Source organism: Niastella vici (assembly GCF_002077945.1).
In the GTDB taxonomy this organism is placed as follows: Bacteria; Bacteroidota; Bacteroidia; order Chitinophagales; family Chitinophagaceae; genus Niastella; species Niastella vici.
Genome location: NZ_LVYD01000056.1, coordinates 1 through 21,188 on the forward strand (window position 1 = coordinate 1; position 21,188 = coordinate 21,188).

Annotated in this window: 23 protein-coding genes; 6 read left to right on the forward strand and 17 right to left on the reverse strand. The window is 43.4% G+C overall.

Annotated features, from left to right (window positions below):
• Positions 1-173: 173 nt before the first annotated feature.
• From A3860_RS23045 to A3860_RS23060, 4 genes are read right to left on the reverse strand one after another with little or no spacing between them, the layout of a single operon-like run.
• Positions 174-587: a hypothetical protein gene (locus A3860_RS23045; protein WP_081150405.1), complete on the reverse strand. Its 414-nt coding sequence runs from the start codon at positions 585-587 to the stop codon at positions 174-176.
• A 22-nt stretch (positions 588-609) separates the two neighbouring features.
• Complete coding sequence (locus A3860_RS23050) at positions 610-1,362, reverse strand: class I SAM-dependent methyltransferase (RefSeq protein ID WP_081150407.1); 753 nt, start codon at positions 1,360-1,362, stop codon at positions 610-612.
• Entirely contained in the window at positions 1,353-2,093 is a 741-nt protein-coding gene (locus A3860_RS23055) for a DUF2071 domain-containing protein (RefSeq protein WP_081150409.1), read from the reverse strand. The genes A3860_RS23050 and A3860_RS23055 overlap by 10 nt, the downstream gene beginning before the upstream one ends.
• A gap of 1 nt (position 2,094) precedes the next feature.
• A complete protein-coding gene (locus A3860_RS23060) occupies positions 2,095-2,475 on the reverse strand; it encodes a DoxX-like family protein (protein WP_081150410.1) in 381 nt (126 codons plus the stop codon).
• 273 nt (positions 2,476-2,748) lie between these two features.
• Here A3860_RS23060 and A3860_RS23065 point away from each other — a divergent pair, with 273 nt between their 5' ends.
• The 5 genes from A3860_RS23065 to bluB all read left to right on the forward strand — a co-directional run bounded on the left by A3860_RS23065 (position 2,749) and on the right by bluB (position 7,423).
• Positions 2,749-3,531, forward strand: a complete 783-nt coding sequence (locus tag A3860_RS23065) for an MlaE family ABC transporter permease (RefSeq protein ID WP_081150412.1) — start codon at positions 2,749-2,751, stop codon at positions 3,529-3,531.
• A 14-nt stretch (positions 3,532-3,545) separates the two neighbouring features.
• A complete protein-coding gene (locus A3860_RS23070; RefSeq protein WP_081150414.1) occupies positions 3,546-4,313 on the forward strand; it encodes an ABC transporter ATP-binding protein in 768 nt (255 codons plus the stop codon).
• A 3-nt stretch (positions 4,314-4,316) separates the two neighbouring features.
• Positions 4,317-5,324: an MlaD family protein gene (locus A3860_RS23075; protein WP_081150416.1), complete on the forward strand. Its 1,008-nt coding sequence runs from the start codon at positions 4,317-4,319 to the stop codon at positions 5,322-5,324.
• A 97-nt stretch (positions 5,325-5,421) separates the two neighbouring features.
• Entirely contained in the window at positions 5,422-6,729 is a 1,308-nt protein-coding gene (locus A3860_RS23080; protein ID WP_081150418.1) for a cobyrinate a,c-diamide synthase, read from the forward strand.
• Positions 6,730-6,769: 40 nt separating this feature from the next.
• Positions 6,770-7,423: a 5,6-dimethylbenzimidazole synthase gene (bluB, locus tag A3860_RS23085; protein ID WP_081150419.1), complete on the forward strand. Its 654-nt coding sequence runs from the start codon at positions 6,770-6,772 to the stop codon at positions 7,421-7,423.
• A gap of 4 nt (positions 7,424-7,427) precedes the next feature.
• Here the strand turns inward: bluB and A3860_RS23090 are convergent, their stop codons facing one another.
• Entirely contained in the window at positions 7,428-7,943 is a 516-nt protein-coding gene (locus tag A3860_RS23090; RefSeq protein ID WP_143774225.1) for a hypothetical protein, read from the reverse strand.
• A 390-nt stretch (positions 7,944-8,333) separates the two neighbouring features.
• On the opposite strand from A3860_RS23090, the gene A3860_RS23095 reads away from it, so the two are divergent.
• The gene (locus tag A3860_RS23095) at positions 8,334-9,860 is read left to right on the forward strand and encodes an RICIN domain-containing protein (protein WP_158085332.1); all 1,527 of its coding nucleotides are present in this window, start codon (positions 8,334-8,336) and stop codon (positions 9,858-9,860) included.
• Positions 9,861-9,948: 88 nt separating this feature from the next.
• Here A3860_RS23095 and A3860_RS23100 read toward each other — a convergent pair whose 3' ends face one another.
• The 12 genes from A3860_RS23100 to A3860_RS23150 all read right to left on the reverse strand — a co-directional run bounded on the left by A3860_RS23100 (position 9,949) and on the right by A3860_RS23150 (position 21,046).
• Positions 9,949-11,877 carry a gliding motility-associated C-terminal domain-containing protein gene (locus tag A3860_RS23100; protein ID WP_081150423.1) on the reverse strand — a complete coding sequence of 643 codons (1,929 nt, stop codon included), beginning with the start codon at positions 11,875-11,877 and terminating at the stop codon, positions 9,949-9,951.
• Between the two features lie 282 nt (positions 11,878-12,159).
• Entirely contained in the window at positions 12,160-13,467 is a 1,308-nt protein-coding gene (locus A3860_RS23105; protein ID WP_081150424.1) for a M43 family zinc metalloprotease, read from the reverse strand.
• A 159-nt stretch (positions 13,468-13,626) separates the two neighbouring features.
• Positions 13,627-14,112, reverse strand: a complete 486-nt coding sequence (locus A3860_RS23110; RefSeq protein ID WP_081150426.1) for a hypothetical protein — start codon at positions 14,110-14,112, stop codon at positions 13,627-13,629.
• Positions 14,113-14,153: 41 nt separating this feature from the next.
• Complete coding sequence (locus tag A3860_RS23115) at positions 14,154-15,047, reverse strand: hypothetical protein (RefSeq protein ID WP_081150428.1); 894 nt, start codon at positions 15,045-15,047, stop codon at positions 14,154-14,156.
• A gap of 128 nt (positions 15,048-15,175) precedes the next feature.
• On the reverse strand, positions 15,176-16,057 hold the full coding sequence (locus A3860_RS23120; protein WP_081150430.1) for a sensor histidine kinase: 882 nt from the start codon (positions 16,055-16,057) through the stop codon (positions 15,176-15,178).
• A 215-nt stretch (positions 16,058-16,272) separates the two neighbouring features.
• Positions 16,273-16,902: a hypothetical protein gene (locus A3860_RS23125; RefSeq protein WP_143774228.1), complete on the reverse strand. Its 630-nt coding sequence runs from the start codon at positions 16,900-16,902 to the stop codon at positions 16,273-16,275.
• Positions 16,903-16,910: 8 nt separating this feature from the next.
• Entirely contained in the window at positions 16,911-17,594 is a 684-nt protein-coding gene (locus tag A3860_RS23130) for a ligand-binding sensor domain-containing protein (RefSeq protein ID WP_081150433.1), read from the reverse strand.
• On the reverse strand, positions 17,591-17,830 hold the full coding sequence (locus tag A3860_RS23135; protein WP_245843600.1) for a LytTR family DNA-binding domain-containing protein: 240 nt from the start codon (positions 17,828-17,830) through the stop codon (positions 17,591-17,593). Before A3860_RS23135 ends, A3860_RS23130 begins: the two co-directional genes overlap by 4 nt.
• A 17-nt stretch (positions 17,831-17,847) precedes the next feature.
• The gene (locus A3860_RS40620) at positions 17,848-17,988 is read right to left on the reverse strand and encodes a hypothetical protein (RefSeq protein ID WP_143774229.1); all 141 of its coding nucleotides are present in this window, start codon (positions 17,986-17,988) and stop codon (positions 17,848-17,850) included.
• Positions 17,989-18,149: 161 nt separating this feature from the next.
• A complete protein-coding gene (aqpZ, locus tag A3860_RS23140) occupies positions 18,150-18,827 on the reverse strand; it encodes an aquaporin Z (protein WP_081150437.1) in 678 nt (225 codons plus the stop codon).
• Positions 18,828-19,238: 411 nt separating this feature from the next.
• Complete coding sequence (locus A3860_RS23145; protein ID WP_081150439.1) at positions 19,239-20,363, reverse strand: substrate-binding protein; 1,125 nt, start codon at positions 20,361-20,363, stop codon at positions 19,239-19,241.
• A 470-nt stretch (positions 20,364-20,833) separates the two neighbouring features.
• Entirely contained in the window at positions 20,834-21,046 is a 213-nt protein-coding gene (locus A3860_RS23150) for a putative signal transducing protein (RefSeq protein WP_081150441.1), read from the reverse strand.
• Positions 21,047-21,188 lie beyond the last annotated feature (142 nt).

Here is a 21,188-nt window from a genome sequence, read left to right on the forward strand (position 1 = left end):
AATCTTTGATTAAAGACGCAACGCTTGTGGTTAATGGCACCTGATCAGTTTTTAAAAAAAAAGGCCTTAAGTCTTGTTTTGACCTAACGCCTTTGTCTTTCATTACAAATATAAAGAACGGGGGCACATCGGCCAACATTCAATGTACACATACAGTAACTACTTGTGCATCATCAGCTTGCATTTCCGGCTCCTACCAAATAAACTGTAATAAATATGGAAGTAAGGTAAGTCCAGAAAATAGCGAATACGATGTGCACGGTGGTTTCAAACGTCTTGCCTTTCCAGAGTTTTGGAGAATAGCCAAAGAACTGGATCACCAAACGGGCGCCCCAGAATACGCCGATGCCTAATGAAATTCGTTTACCCAAAGCGGTATTTACCAGTTCGGCAGCAGAAGAGATACAAAGCACACCCAACAACAACACCATAAAGGCAATAAAGAAAGAATGCACGTACATGATCTGGCGATTTGCCAGGCTCAATGAACTTAACTCCTGCTTCCAGTTAAAATACCTTGGAAAAACGACGTGGATCAACGCTAATACGATCAATAAGCTACCAATAACTTTTAAATGAGTTTCCATTTTCAGGTCTGGGTTTAGGGTTTTATGGGGTACAGTTAAATACAGACATAAACGGCGTGAATTTCGTTTCCCGGAAAGTAGAAAAGCCCGCGCTTTCAAAAGCGTTCTTCCAGGTTGCGCGCGAAAAAAAATGTGTAAAGCCCACAGAAAAAGCCAGCAGGTTGGGGAAGTCGCGCAGGTGTTCAACCATGATCACTTTTCCCTGTGGCTTGCAAATGCGGAAGCATTCTTTTAGGAACCGGACCTTCTCTTCGTGCGAGCGAATTTCATGCACTGCCGACAGCAGAAAAACAATATCGGCACTTGCATCTTCCAACGGTATGGCGTTGGAGGCTATTTGCTGGGTATTGGGATATACCCAACTCACTTTGCGGGCCCTCTTTATGGCCGGCTCCGTATGTTGCCGGGCGTTATAGAAATCAAACACGCGCAAATCGGCTTCGGGATACCTGTTCTTTATAATAAAACTGGTTTCATCGAAACCCGCGTTAATATTTACGATCTGCATTACCGGCTCATCGCCCCTCACCTGTTTATTCAACCATTGAAAATTATAATAACCGGAGAAATCATATACCCAGGCCGATACCAGCAGCGGCATTATGAAGCCATACAAAAAAGCGATGATGATCAATTCAAAGATCATGGGCGGCCAGGCAAAAAACAAGCGGCTGGCAAATAGTAATGCTAAAACGCCCAATCCTATTATATAGAAGTGCCGGTTAAAGCTGAGAATATTCAGCACGCCCTGAAATTTTCTTCTTCTTATTTCCATTGCTCAATTTTTCCTTTTTTCCAGTAATAGGGAATATTGCGGATAACAAAAGCATTGGCCAGTTGTACACCGGTTAATTTCAAATTGTCAATGAATGAAAACCGACAGTCAATGACCTTAACGGGCGCCGGCTTCCAGTTTTGCCGTACGCCTTCAATGATCAGCACTTTCCGGTTGGGTTCATCATAGGTAAAAGTAAAAGGCAGGGGCCCGGCAAAGCGCCGCGCTTCCTTCCAATCGGTAAAGGGTGAACCGGCGGGTAAAGAAATATTGTCATCGGCTCCCTCTTCAAGTTGTATATGGAATGCCGACCTGTTCGACTGAATGGCGGTTACCCCGTTTTGCACCGATTGTTCAATATCGGTTGTTGTGTAATTATAATGCGTGAAAATATTCCCGAAGAAGGTCATTTTCTTTTTGTCTGTCTCTGATTTCAGGATATACAAACCGCGCAAATTTTTGCCGGCGCGGTTTATATATCGTACAAATACCCTGAAACCGATCAAAAAGAAGTCATTGCCCAGCATTTCAGGAAAACCTTTTGGCCGCAGCCCTTTTGTTTGAACCATGGCCACAGCAATGAAAGCCCACTGGTTGTTCAGCGTATCCAGCTCAAGGCATGGTGGTATAAGCGGCTGCACCTGCCCTTTAGGAATGGCGTAGGTAACAACCAACGATTGTTCAAAAAATGCTTCAACCGCAAAGGGGTGATTTTTCAGAAATGAAAGCATGTCAGGGGTTAGGGCTTAATTCAGGTTTCAAAAAATATTCGTTGTACAATATCAGCAGCATGAACAGGCAGGCAAACAATAAATTGAACCGGCCCCACAATAACAGGTCGGGCGCCAGTATAAATTCAAGTACATTCATTGTAGCAATGATAAGCACCTGTGTAAGGGCATTCTGCCTGGCCCGGTAACCGCTGATGATCCAAACGGCCATTGCTATTTCAGCCATTCCTATAAGCCGGGTCAGCAGGGTTGCATGGGCATTACCAAGAATTCTGGCAACAATTTCCTGGTGACGGGGTACAAGGTTCAGCAGTTTGCAAAAAAGGCCATTTGCTATCCAAACAGCGGCAATAAGAAGGTTTAACAATCTGTAAGTTGTCATCTGTCAATATGTATAAACTGTTTTTAGCAGTTATTATTTTTCTGACAGAAAAAAAGGCCTTAAGTCTTTCGACCTAACGCCTTTGTCTGATGGTGCAAAGATATACAACACCTGCCATATCCTTACAAAAAATAATGGCCCGGTAAGGCCACCTGTTGCTTTTTTTACTCAGCACCCATGGCATGCGTTTTTCAACTTTGTAGATGACAATCCAGGCCTACGGGCTTTTGCCCGGTACCTCGATCATATTTCATTCATTTAAAGCAAGTTTAAATGAATACAGTGTCCCAACCAGACAAAAACATTATTTCAAAACGGGTCGACCGGTTCTTCATTGATCTTTATTCGGTCACCAGGTTCGCCCTTCTTTTCTTTAAGGAAGCCGTTACGCCTCCTTATGAATTTCAGGAAACTATAAAACAATGCTTTTATATAGGCTTTAAATCGCTGGGGCTGATCACTGTAACCTCATTTATAATAGGAATGGTGTTCACTGATCACTCCCGGCCGGCGCTGGCTGATTTTGGCGCCACTTCCTGGTTGCCTTCCTTAACAGGAGCAGCTATTATAAAAGCGCTGGCGCCCCTGATCACCTCGTTGATTTGTGCCGGTAAAATAGGCTCCCAAATAGGCGCCGAACTGGGATCAATGAAGGTTACTGAACAAATAGATGCCATGGAAGTTTCTGGCATCAATCCCTTTAAATTTTTAGTGGTGACCCGTATTATAGCCACTACGTTCATGGTGCCTGTTTTAATGTTCTACAGCGCTTTTATAGGATTGACAGGGTCATTTATGGATATACATTTTGCCGATCAGGCCAGCTTTACCATGTTCATTCACGACGTGTTTATTAAGATCGACTGGAAAGAGATCATTTCAGCGGTTGTGCGTACTGTATTTTTTGGATTCACTATTGGTTTGATCGGTTGTTATGAAGGATTTAATGCCACCAAAGGCACTGTAGGGGTGGGCAAGGCAGCCAACTCGGCAGTGGTAATTATAATGTTGTTGATATTTATTGAGGAGATGACCATTGTGAAATTATTCCGTTAATCATATGTGCAGCTATGAATAGCCAGCAGAAAGGTAATAAAGAGGAGGTCCTGGTGATCCGCGACCTGTACAAATCGTTCGGAAATAAACATGTTCTGAAAGGAATAGATTTTGATTTATTCAAGGGCGAGAATGTAGTGATCATGGGGCAATCGGGTACCGGTAAATCGGTGCTCATCAGGATCATTGCGGGTTTGGTAGAACCGGATAAAGACATGGTAAAAGTTTTTGGACAGGAAGTTGATAAACTTGACCGGAAGGAATTGATAAAACTGCGTTTAAAGATCGGCTTTTTATTTCAGCATAACGCTTTATACGATAGCATGACGGTACGGGAAAATCTTGAATTTCCATTGATCAAAAACATCCGGAATATTACGCAGGATAAAATTAATGAAGCGGTAGACGATGTGTTAGATGCCGTAGGACTGGCAGAAACCGCCGATCAATATCCATCGGAGCTTTCGGGCGGACAGGAAAAGCGGATCGCCATTGCGCGCACGCTTATCCTGAAACCTGAGATCATCCTGTACGACGAACCAACCTCCGCACTTGATCCTATAACCAGTGTAGAAATGAACAACCTGATAAACCAGGTGAAGAAGAGATACAAAACAGGATCTATCATCATTACCCATGACCTTACCTGTGCAAGGACCACTGGCGACAGTATATTAATGCTGAACGAAGGAAAGTTTATCAGGAAGGGAAATTTTGAAGAAGTGTTTGATACGGATAATGAGGTAGTGAAAGGATTCTATGATTATTACTTTATAAAATAGCATATGATGAAACCAGCACAAAAAAAACGGGCCGTTATTGTGGGCATCTTCGTTTTGCTGGGCGGCCTGTTCCTGATCGCAGGCCTGTTTATGGTAGGCGAAAAAAGGAGCAGCTTTGATAAAACGTTCCGCTTACATGCCGTTGTTGACAATGCGAACGGGCTGCAAAAAGGAAATAACATCTGGTGCTCAGGTGTAAAAATAGGGATCGTCAAAAAAGTACTGCTCATCAGGTACGACAAGGTACTGGTATCAATGAATATAGATAAAAAATCGCAGGAGCTTATTTACGGGGATGCCAAAGCAAGGATAGGAACCGATGCGTTGGTGGGCAATAAGATCGTTATCATTTATGGCGGCACACCAGGCGTTAAACCTGTTAAACCAGAAGATACGCTGTTCTCGGAAAGTAGCAGCGACGGGGAACAAATGATGACCACGTTGAATGAAAGCAGTAAAAACCTGAGTGCCATTACCGGTGATTTCAAGATCGTTAGCAAGCGAATGGTGGAAGGCCAGGGCACGCTTGGCCGCCTGCTTACAGAAGACAGCCTGTTGAACATTTTACAATCAACAGCAGAAAGGTTAAAGCAGGGGTCTTTGCAGGTGCAAAAAATGGCAACGGATGTTTCAGATTTCACCTCAAAGCTGCATACGAAAGGGGCGCTTGCCAATGACCTGGTGACCGATACCGTGTTTTTCAGCAAATTAAAAGGGGCTGCAGAGCAAATACAGGAGGCATCAGAGAACGCAAAGGAACTTACCAATAACTTAAAATACATCAGCTACAATTTAAAAGACAGCAGCAATTTAGCGGGCGTTTTTTTCAATGATACGGCCAGCGCCAACAACTTACGACTAACGGTTGAAAACCTGCAGGCCGGCACCAAAAAATTCGATGAGAATATGGAGGCGCTTCAGCACAATTTCCTGTTCAGGGGATTCTTCAGAAAAAGGGCGAAACAACAACAACAGCAGAAGCAGCAGGAGCAAAAGGTAGCGAATAAGTGAAACATGCCTATCCCTTTCACTCGCTTTGTATTACCAGGGTTTCCAGCTGTTCCCAAATTTCAACTGAATTTTCATCATACTTACTTACTTTAGCCGCATGAAATCGCGGTTCCTGATTGCTGCAGCGCATAGTGGCGCCGGCAAAACCACTGTTACGCTTGGTTTATTAAGGGCTTTGCAGAAAAGAGGCTGCCCTGTTCAGCCGTTTAAATGCGGGCCCGACTACCTTGACCCCAAACATCATTTTGCAGCGTGCAATAATGAAAGTATCAACCTCGACCGGTTTATGATGAGCGATAGTCATATACTGCAATTGTATCAGGATAACAGTATCAATGCAGCTGTATGTATAACCGAGGGGGTAATGGGTTTATTTGATGGCTCACTTAAAATGGAAGGCAGCAGCGCAGACATTGCCAGGTTGCTGCAAATGCCGGTTATACTGGTACTCAATGCCAAAGCCATGGCGTATTCGGCCGCAGCTATTTTATATGGGTTGAAAAATTTTTGCCGGGACATTCATATTGCCGGCGTAATATTCAATTTCGTTGAAAGAGAATCGCATTACCGGATCCTGGAAGAAGCCTGTAATGATGCAGGTGTTAAAGCGCTTGGCTATCTTCCTTACAATGAAGAGGTGGTCATAGCTTCCCGGCACCTGGGGCTTGACGCCAGTTCCGATTCAAAAATGCAAACGATGATAGCAGCCGCAGCTATCCACATCGAAAAACATATTGATATTGATACATTATTACAGTCAACGCAAATAAGAGAACAGCCTGTTCCCTCTTCTACCCCAGCTCTTTCGGCTGGTAAGCTGAAGATACTCGTGGCCAGGGATGCAGCATTCAATTTTATTTATCCTGAAAACATCCGTGCACTACAAAAAAAAGGCACGGTGCAATTTTTCAGTCCTTTAACCAGTGACCAATTACCAGCTGCAGATCTTATTTATCTGCCGGGAGGGTATCCTGAGTTGTACCTGCAACAGTTATCAGCAAACCAGTTCATGCAGCAACAACTGCAGCGCTATTATGCCAATGGAGGTAAAATTCTTGCAGAATGCGGTGGCATGATGTATCTCGGCAAATCCATAGCCGATGAACAGGGGAAAACCTATCCCATGACGGGTATTCTTGACATTACTACCAGCATGCAGCACAAAAAGATCAGTCTTGGTTACCGTACCATCAGGGCGGGCGATCTTTCTGTTAAAGGGCATGAATTTCATTATTCCCGGTTTACCGGTCCTGTTGCACAACGCGGAAACATACAGGTATACAGCGTGCGTAATGAGCCTGTTGATGCCGTAGTGTTTAGTAATGAGCAATTGTTTGCCAGTTATATCCATTTGTATTGGGGCGAAAACCCTGATCTTATTGATTCATTATTTCATTTACCATGACATTCCATTTAACGGATTGTTGCTATTTTAACAGCCTTATATGCAACCATTAAACGGTAAATTATTTACACCCGAAGACGTGGCTATATTGCGCGATATCATTTGTAACCGGCGTGATGTACGCGGCAATCGTTTTCTCGACAGGCCGGTTGAAGAAGATGTGCTGCAACAGTTGCTGGATGCCGCTATGCATGCGCCTTCCGTTGGTTTTTCTCAACCCTGGGAGTTTGTATTGATAAAAGACACCGGCATTAAACAACAGGTAAAGGAAAGTTTCATTATAGAAAATGAAAAAGCAGCCCCTGTCTTTGAAGCGGAGAAACAGGCAACGTATATTCACCTGAAACTGGAAGGCATTATGGAAGCGCCACTCAACATCGCCGTCTTTTATAAACCTGCTGACCGGCCGGTGCTGGGGCAAACATCGATGGAAGAAGCAGGCATGTACAGCGTGGTTTGCGCCATCCAGAACATGTGGCTAATGGCACGGGCATTGAATTTGGGTATCGGATGGGTGAGTATCCTGGATGCCGAAAAGGTGAAACGCATTGTAAAGGCTCCGGAACAAAATAAACTCGTTGCTTACCTGTGCGTAGGTTATACAGACGGCTTTTATACGCAACCAGAACTGGAGCTGGTACACTGGGAGAAACGGAAAGCTGTGGAGAAAGCTGTTTTCTATGAAAGGTATTAGGCGTTCAGGACCCCTTAATAAGGGCCTCTAACCTACCTGTAGACTGCCCGCGAACTTCAACTTTCGTGAACGAATTGGGGTAATACCTGCAAATTACAACAGGATCTATTTTTATTGTGGTTGCACCTGCTCCTGTTTCCAATATCCGGATGTTCCATTGACTGTATATTGTTTTCGGGATCCATTCTTTTTCTTTTACAGATACTTTATTTAAAACTACCCAGGCATCCCCATTACTTATTTTCCCATTATTATCTTCGAATGTATAAGCAGGAATAAAGGAGGTTTTCTTTGAAACAATCAGCCCTTTCTTTTTGTCGACTTTGTCAATAGCCAGCCCTTTTTCTGCAAACAATTTCGTTACCGTTAACCAAAGTGTATCTGCTGATTTATTTGAGGTGATTTCGAATTGGCTGGTCCCATAATTGCCTTTAAGAGCCATCATATTGGGAGTACACCCATTAATAATTATTAATGCAAAGATTGCTGGTAATGAATACACCTTAGTCAAACTTTTCATAAGCAGTTGAATTATAAATTGACGATCACTTTAAGGACCAAGGTTAAAGATAACGACTATACGTCAATGATTCTTCCACTTTAATAACGCTTACTGTACTTTGTTTCACCTTTTTTTTCGCTAACATCAGTGAATAAAACGCCAACAGAGACCTCTGTTCGTTACAGATCTTTTCGTTAGTTAGTATCAAATAAAACGATTGCCTGGCACTGCTTATTCTGCACGATCATACCATTCCAAAGTACGCCACCGGTTTACTTCACTACCGCTTATTTCCTAATCATTAAATATTATCAAATGAACCAATTCAATTGCAAATGCCATTGTTACAGGATCACAAAGATATTTTTCCAGCTATTACAAAAAGGTTGCATTCTGCTTTTGTTTAGTATGCAGACATTTCATCTGCACGCACAGGCTACATTAACGGCCACAGCCAGTTCGGGTAGCGCCTACCCGGTAATTTCAGCGGCCGGTTTTGGCAATGAAAACCCCGATTGCATACATACCTCTTTCGGCCCCCATGTTACCCAGGCCTTTGATTCGGATCTGGGAAAGAACGTATTTGTTTTTCATAGTCATATCGTTGATGACAATGATCGCTGTATCAATCTTGACCGGGTTCGCATGGAAATCAAGGGAGGAGGCAGCACAGAAGAGCAGGCACAGGGAGAAACAGGCTATTTCAGGTGGAAATTTAAGCTGGACGCCAATTTTATCGGTGGTTCTTCCTTCTGCCACATCTTCCAGATCAAAGCTGTAGGCGGTGATGATACCGGTTCTCCGCTTATTACAATTACCCCCAGGGCCAGTATTCTGGAAGTGATCCATGACGGAGGTGATGAAGCAGGCTCGGTTGATCTTGGGCGGTTGGTGTCGGTAGACCTGGCACCGTTTAAAGGTACCTGGGTAGAGGGTTATATAAAGTATGTAAGCAGTGATAATGGATCTTTCGAGATCACTTTGAAAAGGATCAGCGATGGCGCTACCCTGCTCAGCTATAGCAAAACCAGTGGCATTGATCTCTGGCGTACCGGTGCCTCCCGCAACCACCCAAAATGGGGCATGTACCGCTCTAAAAACAGCACGGGCCTGCGCGATGAACAGGTTCGCTTTGCCGATTTTTGTATCTCAGAAAGCAGTGCGACCCAATGCCCGTCAGATGCAGGCACAGGAGGTAGTACGTTTTCGGGATTTTACCGGTTAACTCCCCGGCATAGCGGCAAAGCCCTGGTGGTGCAAAATGCTTCTACCAGCAACAGCGCAGCAGTTATTCAATATACTTATGGAGGTAGCGCCACCAACGATGAATGGCAGTTGATGAGCATAGGCAGCGGCTATTACAGGATCATCAATCGTAACAGCAGTAAAGATATGGTTGTTCAAAGTGCTTCAACCAGCGATGGAGCGGCCATTATTCAATATACTTACGGTGGCAGCACCACGAATGATGAATGGCAACTGGTAAACGCCGGTGGGTCGTATTATCGTATTGTAAACAGGAACAGTGGCAAGGTAGTGGAAGTAGCCGGTAGCTCTGCAGACAATGGTGCAACCGTTGATCAGGCTACCTGGAATGGTGGAGAAAATCAGCAATTCCTGCTCGAAAATATCAGCAGCGCCCGTATAGCACAAACAGCAACAAACACCTTACCGGATGCGGAAAAAGGAACAATGGCTTTTCAAAATCCCTTACCAGGTGCGGGCGTAATAAATATTTACATTGAACAGGATGGGCCCGTTAATCTTACACTTTATGATATGGCGGGGCGACCGGTATCTGTACTGGTGAATACCAATTTGCAAAGAGGCTATCATTCGGCTCTTTTAAATGGGAAGAAGCTGGCAACGGGGGTGTACATATTAACGTTGTCGCAAAATAATAAACGGGTTTCAAAGCGTTTTATAGTTCCATAGTGGATCATTCCCCTTTTGCTTTTTTAAGATTTTGTCAAAGAATAAGCCCGGCCTTCTGAACTCATGTTCAAAAGGCCGGGCCTTCCCCTCACCTCAATAACATCACCACACCTTTCAATATCCTTTTGCCATTGCCAATGTTAAGCATATATGCATATCCGCCGGAGGGTTGATCGATGCCTTTGAACTGTCCGTTCCAGCTTATATCATTGTTTTTAACATGATAGATCAGTTGGCCCCAGCGGTTAAAAACACTTAATTCAAAGACCGGAATGGCCTTTAAGGCAGGAATATGCCAGGTATCATTATGGCCATCTCTATTAGGTGTAAACGCATTCGGTATATAAATATCGGGAAAAACAAATACGTGCACAGTATCGCTCGCTATACCGCAAAAGCTATTGGAGGTGGTTGATAAAATGTAATCAATATCCGCCGGAGGGCTAACCTGGGGTGTAAGCGAGGTTGCATTCATTATGTAGGCAGTGGGCGTCCAATTGAATATACTATTCGCGCCATTTAGGGTACCGTTCAATGTTGTGGTTTCTCCTTTTAAAATGCTTCTGTCGGGACCGGCATTTACGGTTATCCTGGCACCCACATTAATCACTACATAAGCGGTATCCCTACAAGTAGGGGCTGTTGATACAATTACCATATAGCTGGTTGTATCGGCTGGCCTGGCTACCGGGTTGGCAATATTATCTGCAGATAGGCCGGTGGATGGCAGCCATTGGTATGTGGTACCGCCGCTGCTGGTTAACTGCACACTTTCATTTTCGCAAATACTGGTATCGGCATTTACGGTTGCCACCGGGGCCGGACTGATGCTCACATCAATAGAATCTGAATACGGGCAGGCGCCAGGAGCGTTTGCCTGCACATAATATTTACCCGATTGCGCCGCCTGAACATTAGGGATGGAAACGGAGGCGCCGGTAGCGGTAAACCCATTAACACCCGTCCACTGATAGGTTGCACTGCCTGTAACTGATAACAACAGGGTACTGCCTGCACACAAAGGAGCATTGCTGCTGACGGCGCCTGTTAGTGTTGGCATAATCGTTACTGACAATACCTGTGAAGTAGTTCTGCATATGGAAAGGCTGCCTGCCGCTACCGCGCTCAGCCGGTACTGGAAGGTGCCAGGTGTTTGAGCGGCAACGTAGTTCTGCAACAAAGTAGTGCCTGTTGCACCTGGGATATCCTGCCAGCCGCCGCCATTGATATTCTGCTGCCATTGCATAACCGGGTTAGACAGACCCGACATCACATTACCCGTAAACGTTACTGAGTGCGGGCTTCCTGCGCATAAAGACAGGCTGGTAGCCGGTGATCCGTCAATACTCGCCATAATGGTGGGCCCGCAGGGACGAAACGTAATATCATCCAGCGCCAGGTCGTTACCACAGCCTCCCGAAGCATTGTTTACGATACGTAATACAACATCCTGGATACCCGGCGGTGTTGTAAAATAAAAACCCATCTGTTGCCAGGTGAAAGTGCTTTGTTCAGGAATACCGCCGGTATTAAAAGTTTTTAATACTGTACCGTCTGTTTTTTCTATAGTAAAAGTAAGATCAGGTTGTATACTGGGCTGGCAGCCCTGGCCAGCCATCAGCACATTGGCTATCCAGGCGGCAAATTCAAAAGTGGTATTGCTGCAAAGCCCATGCACGGTATCGAGGTAAAAAGCGCTGGGGTTGTAAGAGGCGTTGACAAGCATAAAATAACCATTGGGATCACCGGTGTGGTCGGCAGCGATCGTATGCCAGGCGCCAAAACAACCACTGGTGCTATTGCGAATGGCATAATAACCGTCTGAAGGACAATCAGCCGATGTATACACGTAGGTAGTAGTAGCTGCAGAAAATGGTTGGCCCGGGTTAGGGCCGCTTCCAAAGGTGATGTTTACGATAGGATCTCCCAGACTGCCCTGGCAAAGCTGCGCATTCGCCAGGTTGGTGATCAATAGAAATAGAACGGTTATGGTGTAGGTATGGATAAGCGTTTTCATATGATACAGGTACGGATAAGCGAATTAACAGGATCATTCACTTCAACAATTTAAAAGCCAGTTTTACCTACAGACCAATTATGTTAAGAACTTTTGGAGAAAGAGGCCAATTTTATTGATTCACTTTCATTAATAATTTAATACCAGGAAAACGTCCATTGAAATAAGATAATAAGTCAGGTGTTATTACTGCTATAGATCTGCCAGTAAAAAATGAGTTAGCAGTCAGCAAAAAAATTTTTAGCAGCGCTCTTCGCATTGGCTGGAGTATGTCGCCAACACCTATTGTTTAATCACCTTCTGCATAAGTTTTTTATCGGAACAAATTGCCTGTACAAAATATACGCCGGGGGCAAAACGGCTCATGTTAAAAGTATATTGGCCTGTACCATTCTCCCTGGCAACCTGCTCCCCTATTTTTTGTCCCGCACTATTATATAAAATAATGGCTTTTAAAGTAAGCGGATATGGATAAAATTGCACCGTAATGGCATCGGTAGCAGGATTCGGTGTAACCATAAAACCTTTTGATATAAGATTGGGATTGGGTACCGGATCGGCGCCATTGGAAGTATAATAACCCGCATGGTAATTGTTTAAGGCTGTCTCCATACGTGCAACCTGTCCCCAGGTAAACAGGCACATACAGGCATCATCTGTATAATCCATATAATCCTGGTACAAAATACCCGGAGCAGCAGGGCTGCAGCCATCCGTTACCATAACTCCTCCAGGGCAACCGCTGGTGAGTGTCGCCTGGTTAGGGGTATCATCTACAAAATCGGTTCCAGTGCAACCATTTTCATCGCCCCATATATGATACAGATAAAAAAAATGACCGGCTTCGTGGGTAAGCGTACGCCCTCTATTGATGGGAGTAAGGGAGTCGGCGGGCAGTGTTGCATAATGAATAGCTATTCCCTCTTCGGCAGGCACGCTGCTGCCGGGCAGCGTGCTATACCCTAAAACATAACCACCAGATAAGTTGGTAATCCATACATTAAGGAACCGGTTGGGGTCCCAGGCATCATCTCCTCCCAGCGTGCTGTATTTAAGACTTGTATCAAAAGTGCTATATACAGAACGCGCAGCAGTAACGCGTACAATGCCCTTAGAAGGTTCATTACCGGGTGTTCGTTGCGCCAGTTTAAACTGAATCTGGCTTTTGCCAAACAAGGGTTTAAAAGCGGCAGGTATGTTTACTGAATCACTGTTCATACCTGCAAAATCTTTATTCAAGACATTCAGCTGGGCCTGTATTTGTGCATCGGTAATTACAGCCGGGTTGGTGAGAACAACATGAAATACAACCGGTATATAGATAACATTTCCCTCAATACGAAAAGAGGGATCTGTTGTTTTTCGTTTATTTACTGACTGCTGAAATTCGACGGTTTGTTTTTGAAATTTTGTTTTCAGTAACGGACTATTCCCGAAGGCATGTTCCAATACCTGCATGGCGCCGCATGAACGAATCAATCCCTTTTCCTGCGCAAGTAAGCAATTCCTGTTACCCAGCACACAGACACTCAAAATTGCCAAACGGCTGATTACTTTTACATATATGATCCTTTTCAGATGGTAACTCAAAGATGTCAATTGAATAGATTTGTAGTTCTATGGCTGACACCTAAGTTTCGAATAAGGTTGCATAAACCTTCATAACTATCATTTTCTAATAAATCAACAATGGAGCTACCACCTTTATATCACCTGACGTTAACAAGGTCTTAGCAGTTCCCAGCTTTATTACCCCTTCTTCTCTTCCATCAATTCCATTTCACCCTGGCATAACCTTACTTTTTTCCAGCCTGCATCACCCTGCAAATTGATGATGTATATGGTTGGATGATCGGGCGTTTCTATTTCCTGCACTATAAAGATCTTGTAATCGTAGTAAGTGCTTTTTACCTGGGCACGAATATTACGGGCCATCTTTTTCTCTTCATAATACTTCATTGTATAACTTAATTCACCGCGATTGGTATATATAACGCGGTACCGTACACTATACCGGGTAAACACCGCCACATAACTGGTATTGGTTTGATGCCATTCCGCTTCTTCCGCATCGCCATAGCGGCTTATAAAATCACGCATGGCCCGCACATTAACATTATTCAGATATTGGTTCTCCGGCCTCGCTGTTTTCACATTGGCAGTAGCCAGTGAACGGCTGGATAAAGGCTGCCGGGCAGCAACGTACAGGCACGGTAAAAGTAGCCCCAATGCCATTAATAGAGGTTTGCACATAGTTATTTATTGGATAATGGTGATTATAATATTCCCTTTGAAATGAGCAGGTTTACAATCTGGTATTCAGCATTGGTGTGGTCGCTTGTTTTAAACTTGATTATGCTTTTGTCGGTCATAAGCACCAGTTCATTATCAAATTCGCTGCTACCGTCTTCAAGGAAGGCAAGTATGCCAAATTTCATTGTTTTTCCTTCGAATGTATAAGGTGTAAGTACCCGTTTCCAGATGACATAATAGGCTTTGATGCCAAAGTTCAGGCTGGGGATGGTCTTTTTCTCTACCTGTCCTAATAAAACGCCATCCTGGTATATATCATACCTAACAGTATATTCCGTGCCGCGACCTGATGTTTGATTGCTTTTTCCAACTACATTCAATGTGGTGGCCACCTTTTTATTACGGCTCAGCGGTTCCATGATCCGGTCTTTATTATCTTTCTCGAACTGCCGGATGTACTGAGAGTCGGCTACAAAATCGAAATTATTCGCTTTTATATAATCATTTACAGCCTGTTCATTCAAAGCTTCACCCTGAACCAGTGAGGTAGTACCGTCTTTAAATAATAAGCCGATCAGGTCTCTTTCAATTAAGCGGCCATCATTAGGAAAATGGTAGTTCATTTTTTTCTCCGGATCATTCAGAAAGGTTATTTCGGCCCAGCGATCGCCATCACGACGCAGGGGATTTTTAAAATCAACCCATTTTTCCTGAATATGAATGAGTGGTTTTTTGCTGGGTGAACTAACAGTAAGGTCAAAAAGTTTAAAGATGCTACCCTTGCCATCATAAGTTGCTATAAGGTTTTTCTCTACCGATATCTTCCCTTTCTTTACATCATAGTTTTGGGCAAAAATCAACGATGGAATGAAGGCTACTGCTGTTAGTGCGCTTTTAATTTTCATTGGGTTGATCATATAAAGATTTAAGCGCAAATGTAATATGGGGGCTATTGTTATTTAAAACAAACCACTGAATGGATGATTATTCTTTGTGAATGACCAAATAAAGGATTGGGCAGCAATTAATATTCAGAAATGAAGTGTTATTCAATGCGACTGTAAGGTAGTATAATCTCTACCCTTGTTCCTTTTTGGGAATAACCCATTTCCTGTTTATCCCGGATCGTAAACGCATGTCCTTTTCTGCTTTTATTCAGCAATGCAAACCGGCCCTGGATAATTTTTAATCCACGGGAAGGTTTTTCCCGTTGTTCCGCTTCCTTTCTTTTTAGAGATGTTGTTAATCCTATGCCATCATCTTCAATAAGAATATACAAACTGTGCTCTTTGCGTAAAACCCTGATTGAAACACAGCCTGGCATCTGTGCTGGAAGAACGCCATGCCATATAGCATTTTCTACAAATGGTTGCAGCACCAGGGAAGGTATCAGCAACTCATCGGCATTGATACCAGGCTCCAGTTCAATGGTATAGGTAAGATTATCTGAAAACCGCAGCTTCTCAAATGTGAGGTATAATGTTACATTCTGCAATTCCTTTTCGAGCGTAATGGTATTGGTTTCCAGCAATTCAAGATTTACACGCATCAATTTTGCGAACCGCGAAAGATAGTTCAGCGTTGCACGCTGGTCATTGCGGGTTACAAAGGTCTGGATAGAATTCAATGCATTGTTCATGAAATGCGGGTTCAGCATATTGAGCAATGCTTTCTGTTCCAGTTCAAGCTGTTGCTGCCCTGCCAGCAATGCCTGTTCCTTTCGCCGGCTATTTCGCCTGGTGATATACCTGGTAACCAGTATTACCGGCAACAATAAAGCGCAACCTGTTAGTAATAGAAACCAGTACCGCAGGTACAAAGGCTTTGGATTATTAAATTGCACTGTCGCCACAGGAGTCGCACGCAATTCTTTATCCATTGCTTTCAATTCAATATTGAACTTCCCGAAAGGCAGTTTGTAAAACAACAGCTCATTCTTTTTTTCCGATAGCTGCCATTCCCTTCCATTAATACGGCTGTAAATATTCCATGCCCCCTGTTCTTAAGAACAGGTATCGATATTTTCAGGTTTACATATTCAGGAATAGGTGAAAACGAGATAACGCCCCTGGAGTGGGGTATATTTTTACCATCTGGCAGAATTGCATCGACTGTCACCGCAGGAATACGTTTAGACTGCTGTTACAAAAATTGCGCTACGTCAATTTCCAATAGCTGATTAGGGCTAAGCATGTACAGCTTATCTTCTTCCTCATTGTAACACAATTTGTAAATATCTGATGGCATACGATCCTTTTCGTTAAAGAGAGAAAATATGCCATGAGCATACTTCACCAGCCCTGCTGTGGTTGCAATCCATACATTGTTTTGCCGGTCGCATGCAAAGGCATTGCAACGCAGCTTCGCCAATGGGTCGTTAAAATTGATGACCTTTCGCCCATACTGCAACAAACAAACTCCTGCATTGGTACCTATCCAGTGGCTGTTATTTTTTCTGTCAAAGAACACTGCGTTTACATAATCATCGGGAAGTCCGTTAAGCCGGTCAATGTGTTTCCATACTTTTTCGCTTTGCAAAAAGAGCCCATGATTCGTGCCTGTCAGTATACGTCCATTACCATCTCCAGCAATGCTTCGAACAATATAACCATCGAATTCCTTAAACAGGGTGATCTGTTTAAAATCGGGATGTATCTTTACCAGCCCAATGCGCAGCCCTGCCCAGCAGTAGCCATCTTCGCTTTTATAAATAGAAGCAACCACCCCTTTTAGCAATATGCTGTCAATATGGTTGTTTCGCTGACGAAACAATATTTTTTTTAAACCACCGGTGATATATTCATTACCTGTGCAAAGCATGGTAGTGAGAGGATCGTATGATCTTTTAGCTCAAGTAAGGCATTGAACATAACATTGACCGGCAGCCCTGGTATACTGAGTTTTTCCAATTTATTTCCGGCAACATACCTGCACAGATAACCACCTGTTGCCAGGAACAAGTCGCCGGAGCTGGTTTCCAATAACTTTGAAGCAATACATTTTTCCATTCCCGGAACAAGGAACCGTTTAAACCTGTTTCCCCCGAAACGGTAAACAATACCATTGCGGTCGATTGACCATAGCCCTGCCTTGTTGCGAAAAAGGTCAATCGGGTATTTCAGTTCATCATTGTCGCTGCTTATCCGGTAACAGGTATCCGGTAAAAAATTAACCACTCCTGCACCATATGAAGATACAAGCAGTGAACTGTCTGTTTCGAGTGTGCCGAAAATAAAACTTGATTGCAGGCCATCCTTAGTTGAGTAGGAGGTAAAATCTGAACCATCGTAACGCATGAGTCCATCGTCGGTAGAGAACCAGAGAAAACCATCGCGTGTTTGTGTAATGCGATATACAATAGAATTGCTCAATCCGTTGCGGGTGGTGAATTTTTGAACAGGTAAATCCTGGGCAGATACAACAATGGAGAAACAGGCAATAAACAGGCAGAGCAGATACCTCATAGTGCCAGTATCTTTTTAATAATGGGTTTGTATTGCCTTGAAACCCTGGCTTCCAGGGTTCCGTTCAACTGCACTATCCAGTCATTTCCCGAAGTACTATAGCTGGTAATATAGCGGGTGTTGATTACATACGAACGATGTATGCGTACAAACCAACCCGCCGGTAAATCGGCTGTTACCTGTTTAATATTTTTTGCAGAGATTATGGATGGGGCATTCGCGAGAAATATTCTCACATAGCTGCCTTCTGCTTTCAGGCAAACGACAGCATATAGTCGAACACCCCTGCCTTCACAGCTTTTATGCCATAATCAGGGTGGCCGGTAGTTAATACGGTATAAAAGTTTTTTTCAGGAAAGCGTTCCAGTAAATTGAAACCATTTGCTCCGGGCATGTGAATATCGAGAAATTCTGTTCAAACCTAAAAACGCCTCCAAATCGAACGACTTGAAGGCGTTTTATCTGTTTCACCGGGGGGTGAAAACCCGTTTTAAACTAAAAAGGCCTTAAGTTCAACGACTTAAAGCCTTTTTTGTATCTTATATAAAGCCAGGATTATTCGGTCTTGAAATATTTATATACTAATCCTGCCAGTGCCGCACCAGCTACAGGGATTAAAATAAAAAGCCAAAGTTGAGACAACGCCCAGCCGCCCACAAACAATGCCTGGCTAATACTTCTTGCCGGATTAACGGACGTATTTGTTACAGGAATGCTTACTAAATGAATCAATGTCAACGAAAGTCCAATTGCGATACCAGCAAATCCTTTAGGTGCCTTTTCATCAGTTGCACCTAAAATCACTAGTAAAAACATAAACGTCATTACAAATTCTGTAACTATAGCTGCAAGCATGCTATACTTCCCTGGTGAATGTTCTCCATAACCGTTAGCAGCAAAGTTGCCAATAGAACTTTCATTGCCGGTTACAATCAGGTAAAGAACAGCCGCAGCCGTTATTCCCCCTGCTACTTGTGAAATAATATATGGTACTATTTCTTTAGAACTAATTCTGCCACCCGTCCATAAACCAATTGTAACGGCTGGATTTAAGTGAGCTCCGGAGATATGTCCAAATGAATAGGCAATTGTTAATACGGTCAAACCAAATGCTAAAGAAACACCTAATAAACCAACCCCAACATTTGGAAAGCCTGCGGCCAGCATTGCACTACCGCACCCGCCCAGGACGAGCCAGAAAGTCCCGATAAATTCTGCAAGATATTTTTTCATTTTTTCTGATTTTAGTTTTTCTGCTCTTGTGATTATCTGGTGATACCCCGTTTTTTATATGCCGGATATCCACTACTTTCTATAACAGATGAGGACGGATAGTAAATAGTTGATATTAATACGCTGAACTTAATCCGGAACAAAGAAGGGAATCAATCAATACTTTGGTTGGGATACTGATGGCTCAAATAATACCACCGTTATTTTCAATGTTTGCGGGATTCTATAGCAATATAGCATTCCTTCTTCAGACTCCCAAATACACGCTATCGACCAAAAAAGGCTTTAAGTGCAACGACTTAAAGCCTTTTAACAGCAGTGAATTATCTAATCTATATTTTTATTCCACTAAAATCCTGCGTAATTGCTGCTCCACTTGTTCTCCAACGATGGATTGGAGATCCTGTTTGTTTAGTTTAGCATACGCTCTTTGGGATCAATGATCCCGAGGCTCTTTACAATTTTGAACTTACCATTGTTCGCCTGGGCAATGTACATGTTCATTCGAACGTGATGCTGACCGGGCACCATTTCAGCAGCACCACCCGGCCCCTCAGCAATCTTTGCGTGGTCCAGTGCCCTGATCACATCTTCCTGCTTTAGCGAGCCAGCCTCTTTAACAGCTGCTTCCCATAGTTTTAATCCCCGGTACATGCCTGAACACGCACTGCCGGCAGTGAACCTGGCGCTGCCCGGATAGAGCTTGTTGTACTCATCGATCAGTTTCTTACTGAACGGATCGCTGACGTTCTGGTAGTAGTCGAGGCAACTGTACAGCCCTTCCACATGTTCGGGTGGCACTAAATTGAAGAAGTTCTCGTCGAAATACGTGCAGACGATATGTCCACCCTTTTTCGAGAAACCTGCTTTGTAAAGTTGTTCGAGGAATGGCGTGAGCCCGGGCGGAACGATCGTATTAAATACTACCTCTGTACCACCAGACATTACCTTGTGAACAGTCTTGCTATAATCAGCGTGATCAAGGGGAAAGTATTCTTCTCCCACTATCTCGCCACCGTGGGCCGTGACAGCTTCACGCACTTTCCTGTTCATCGTATGTGGCCAAATATAGTCAGCCGACGGCAGGTAAAATTTCTTTGCTCCTGTTTCCTTCATCAGCCAGGGAATAAGCGGGTCAACCTGCTGCGATGGCACGGGACCGGTACAGAAGATGAGCGGGTCAGATTCCTCGCCCTCATATTGCTCGGGGTAAATGTACAATTTCTTACCCTTCACTACAGCAGGCCCCTTTATTGCCTGTCGCGTAGAGCTATAAATGCCACCAAAGATCACATCTACATGATCCTGTTGAACAAGCTTGGTAGCTTTGGCTTCCGCAACACTATCTGTAGTTGCACTGTCCTCAAGGTAAAGATCTATGTGTCGGCCCAACAAGCCACCCTTTGCATTGATGTCATTAATCACCATCTTAGCTACGTTTGCATCGGCTGTACCCATGAACGAGAGTGCACCTGTTTGATCGGTGATGACTCCAACTCTGATGGTTCTACCATCTGAAGCAGTTGTTTTTTTCATTGCATCCTCCTTTTTAAATTTTGCTTCTAGTGAATAGACTTCGGCTTTATAAGATAACTTAACTGCATTGCACGATCTTTGTTTTTAATTTACAGCGTTCGCGCAGCAAATACCTATTTTCCGTTGGGGTAAATGACTAATGTTTATCCGCCAAACATACTTGCTGAAAGGCGGCGGCCTGGAACAGGCGTCTTATTCAAATGAAGATTCTTAAGTACAAAAAACTTTTATAAAGAAAGCTGGTAGAATAGAACTCGGCTAATAAATATACCGAAAAGGCATATCAACTCCAAAAAATCTTATATCCGGGTTACCTTAACTATTATCCCAGATACGCAAGCAGCAGTTATTTAATTCAGTCTTGTAAAACTATTAAGAAATAGTTCGAGGAATATTTTGGGGTATTCAATCTTTCCAACTTTTTATCAATGGAAAGCTGTCGTTCCTGAATGTAAAGCTGACCTGATTTTTTATACCGCAAGAATTATTTCGGCTCTCTCTTTATCCTTAGCAAATATTTTCAGCTCTATTCCGCCCAAAGGGTTTAAACCGATGGGATTCTCATTTTCCAGAAAAGAATCTATTCCGTTTGCCTTCAGTTTTTCCTGAACGAAAGTAGCTTCCAGCGTATCATTGAATGTACAAAGTACGATGGTCGTGTCATGTGTCATATGTGTGGCCATTGAATATGGTTTATTAATTTATGTTTATGAAAATGCTATTTAAAAAGAATATAGCCATACAAAGATAGCCCGTTTCAGGGAGTATAAAATGGATTCTAAAAAAGGCAATTCATCTATAATTGAAAGGGTGGCTGAGAATGCA

What these genes read in the sequence shown, in the direction of transcription:
- A3860_RS23045 (WP_081150405.1), bottom strand. Translation starts at nt 587, where the DNA reads ATGGAAACTCATTTAAAAGTTATTGGTAGCTTATTGATCGTATTAGCG.
- A3860_RS23050 (WP_081150407.1), bottom strand. Translation starts at nt 1,362, where the DNA reads ATGGAAATAAGAAGAAGAAAATTTCAGGGCGTGCTGAATATTCTCAGC.
- A3860_RS23055 (WP_081150409.1), bottom strand. Translation starts at nt 2,093, where the DNA reads ATGCTTTCATTTCTGAAAAATCACCCCTTTGCGGTTGAAGCATTTTTT.
- A3860_RS23060 (WP_081150410.1), bottom strand. Translation starts at nt 2,475, where the DNA reads ATGACAACTTACAGATTGTTAAACCTTCTTATTGCCGCTGTTTGGATA.
- A3860_RS23065 (WP_081150412.1), top strand. Translation starts at nt 2,749, where the DNA reads ATGAATACAGTGTCCCAACCAGACAAAAACATTATTTCAAAACGGGTC.
- A3860_RS23070 (WP_081150414.1), top strand. Translation starts at nt 3,546, where the DNA reads ATGAATAGCCAGCAGAAAGGTAATAAAGAGGAGGTCCTGGTGATCCGC.
- A3860_RS23075 (WP_081150416.1), top strand. Translation starts at nt 4,317, where the DNA reads ATGATGAAACCAGCACAAAAAAAACGGGCCGTTATTGTGGGCATCTTC.
- A3860_RS23080 (WP_081150418.1), top strand. Translation starts at nt 5,422, where the DNA reads ATGAAATCGCGGTTCCTGATTGCTGCAGCGCATAGTGGCGCCGGCAAA.
- bluB (WP_081150419.1), top strand. Translation starts at nt 6,770, where the DNA reads ATGCAACCATTAAACGGTAAATTATTTACACCCGAAGACGTGGCTATA.
- A3860_RS23090 (WP_143774225.1), bottom strand. Translation starts at nt 7,943, where the DNA reads ATGAAAAGTTTGACTAAGGTGTATTCATTACCAGCAATCTTTGCATTA.
- A3860_RS23095 (WP_158085332.1), top strand. Translation starts at nt 8,334, where the DNA reads ATGCAGACATTTCATCTGCACGCACAGGCTACATTAACGGCCACAGCC.
- A3860_RS23100 (WP_081150423.1), bottom strand. Translation starts at nt 11,877, where the DNA reads ATGAAAACGCTTATCCATACCTACACCATAACCGTTCTATTTCTATTG.
- A3860_RS23110 (WP_081150426.1), bottom strand. Translation starts at nt 14,112, where the DNA reads ATGGCATTGGGGCTACTTTTACCGTGCCTGTACGTTGCTGCCCGGCAG.
- A3860_RS23115 (WP_081150428.1), bottom strand. Translation starts at nt 15,047, where the DNA reads ATGATCAACCCAATGAAAATTAAAAGCGCACTAACAGCAGTAGCCTTC.
- A3860_RS23130 (WP_081150433.1), bottom strand. Translation starts at nt 17,594, where the DNA reads ATGAGGTATCTGCTCTGCCTGTTTATTGCCTGTTTCTCCATTGTTGTA.
- A3860_RS40620 (WP_143774229.1), bottom strand. Translation starts at nt 17,988, where the DNA reads ATGCCCGGAGCAAATGGTTTCAATTTACTGGAACGCTTTCCTGAAAAA.
- aqpZ (WP_081150437.1), bottom strand. Translation starts at nt 18,827, where the DNA reads ATGAAAAAATATCTTGCAGAATTTATCGGGACTTTCTGGCTCGTCCTG.
- A3860_RS23145 (WP_081150439.1), bottom strand. Translation starts at nt 20,363, where the DNA reads ATGAAAAAAACAACTGCTTCAGATGGTAGAACCATCAGAGTTGGAGTC.
- A3860_RS23150 (WP_081150441.1), bottom strand. Translation starts at nt 21,046, where the DNA reads ATGGCCACACATATGACACATGACACGACCATCGTACTTTGTACATTC.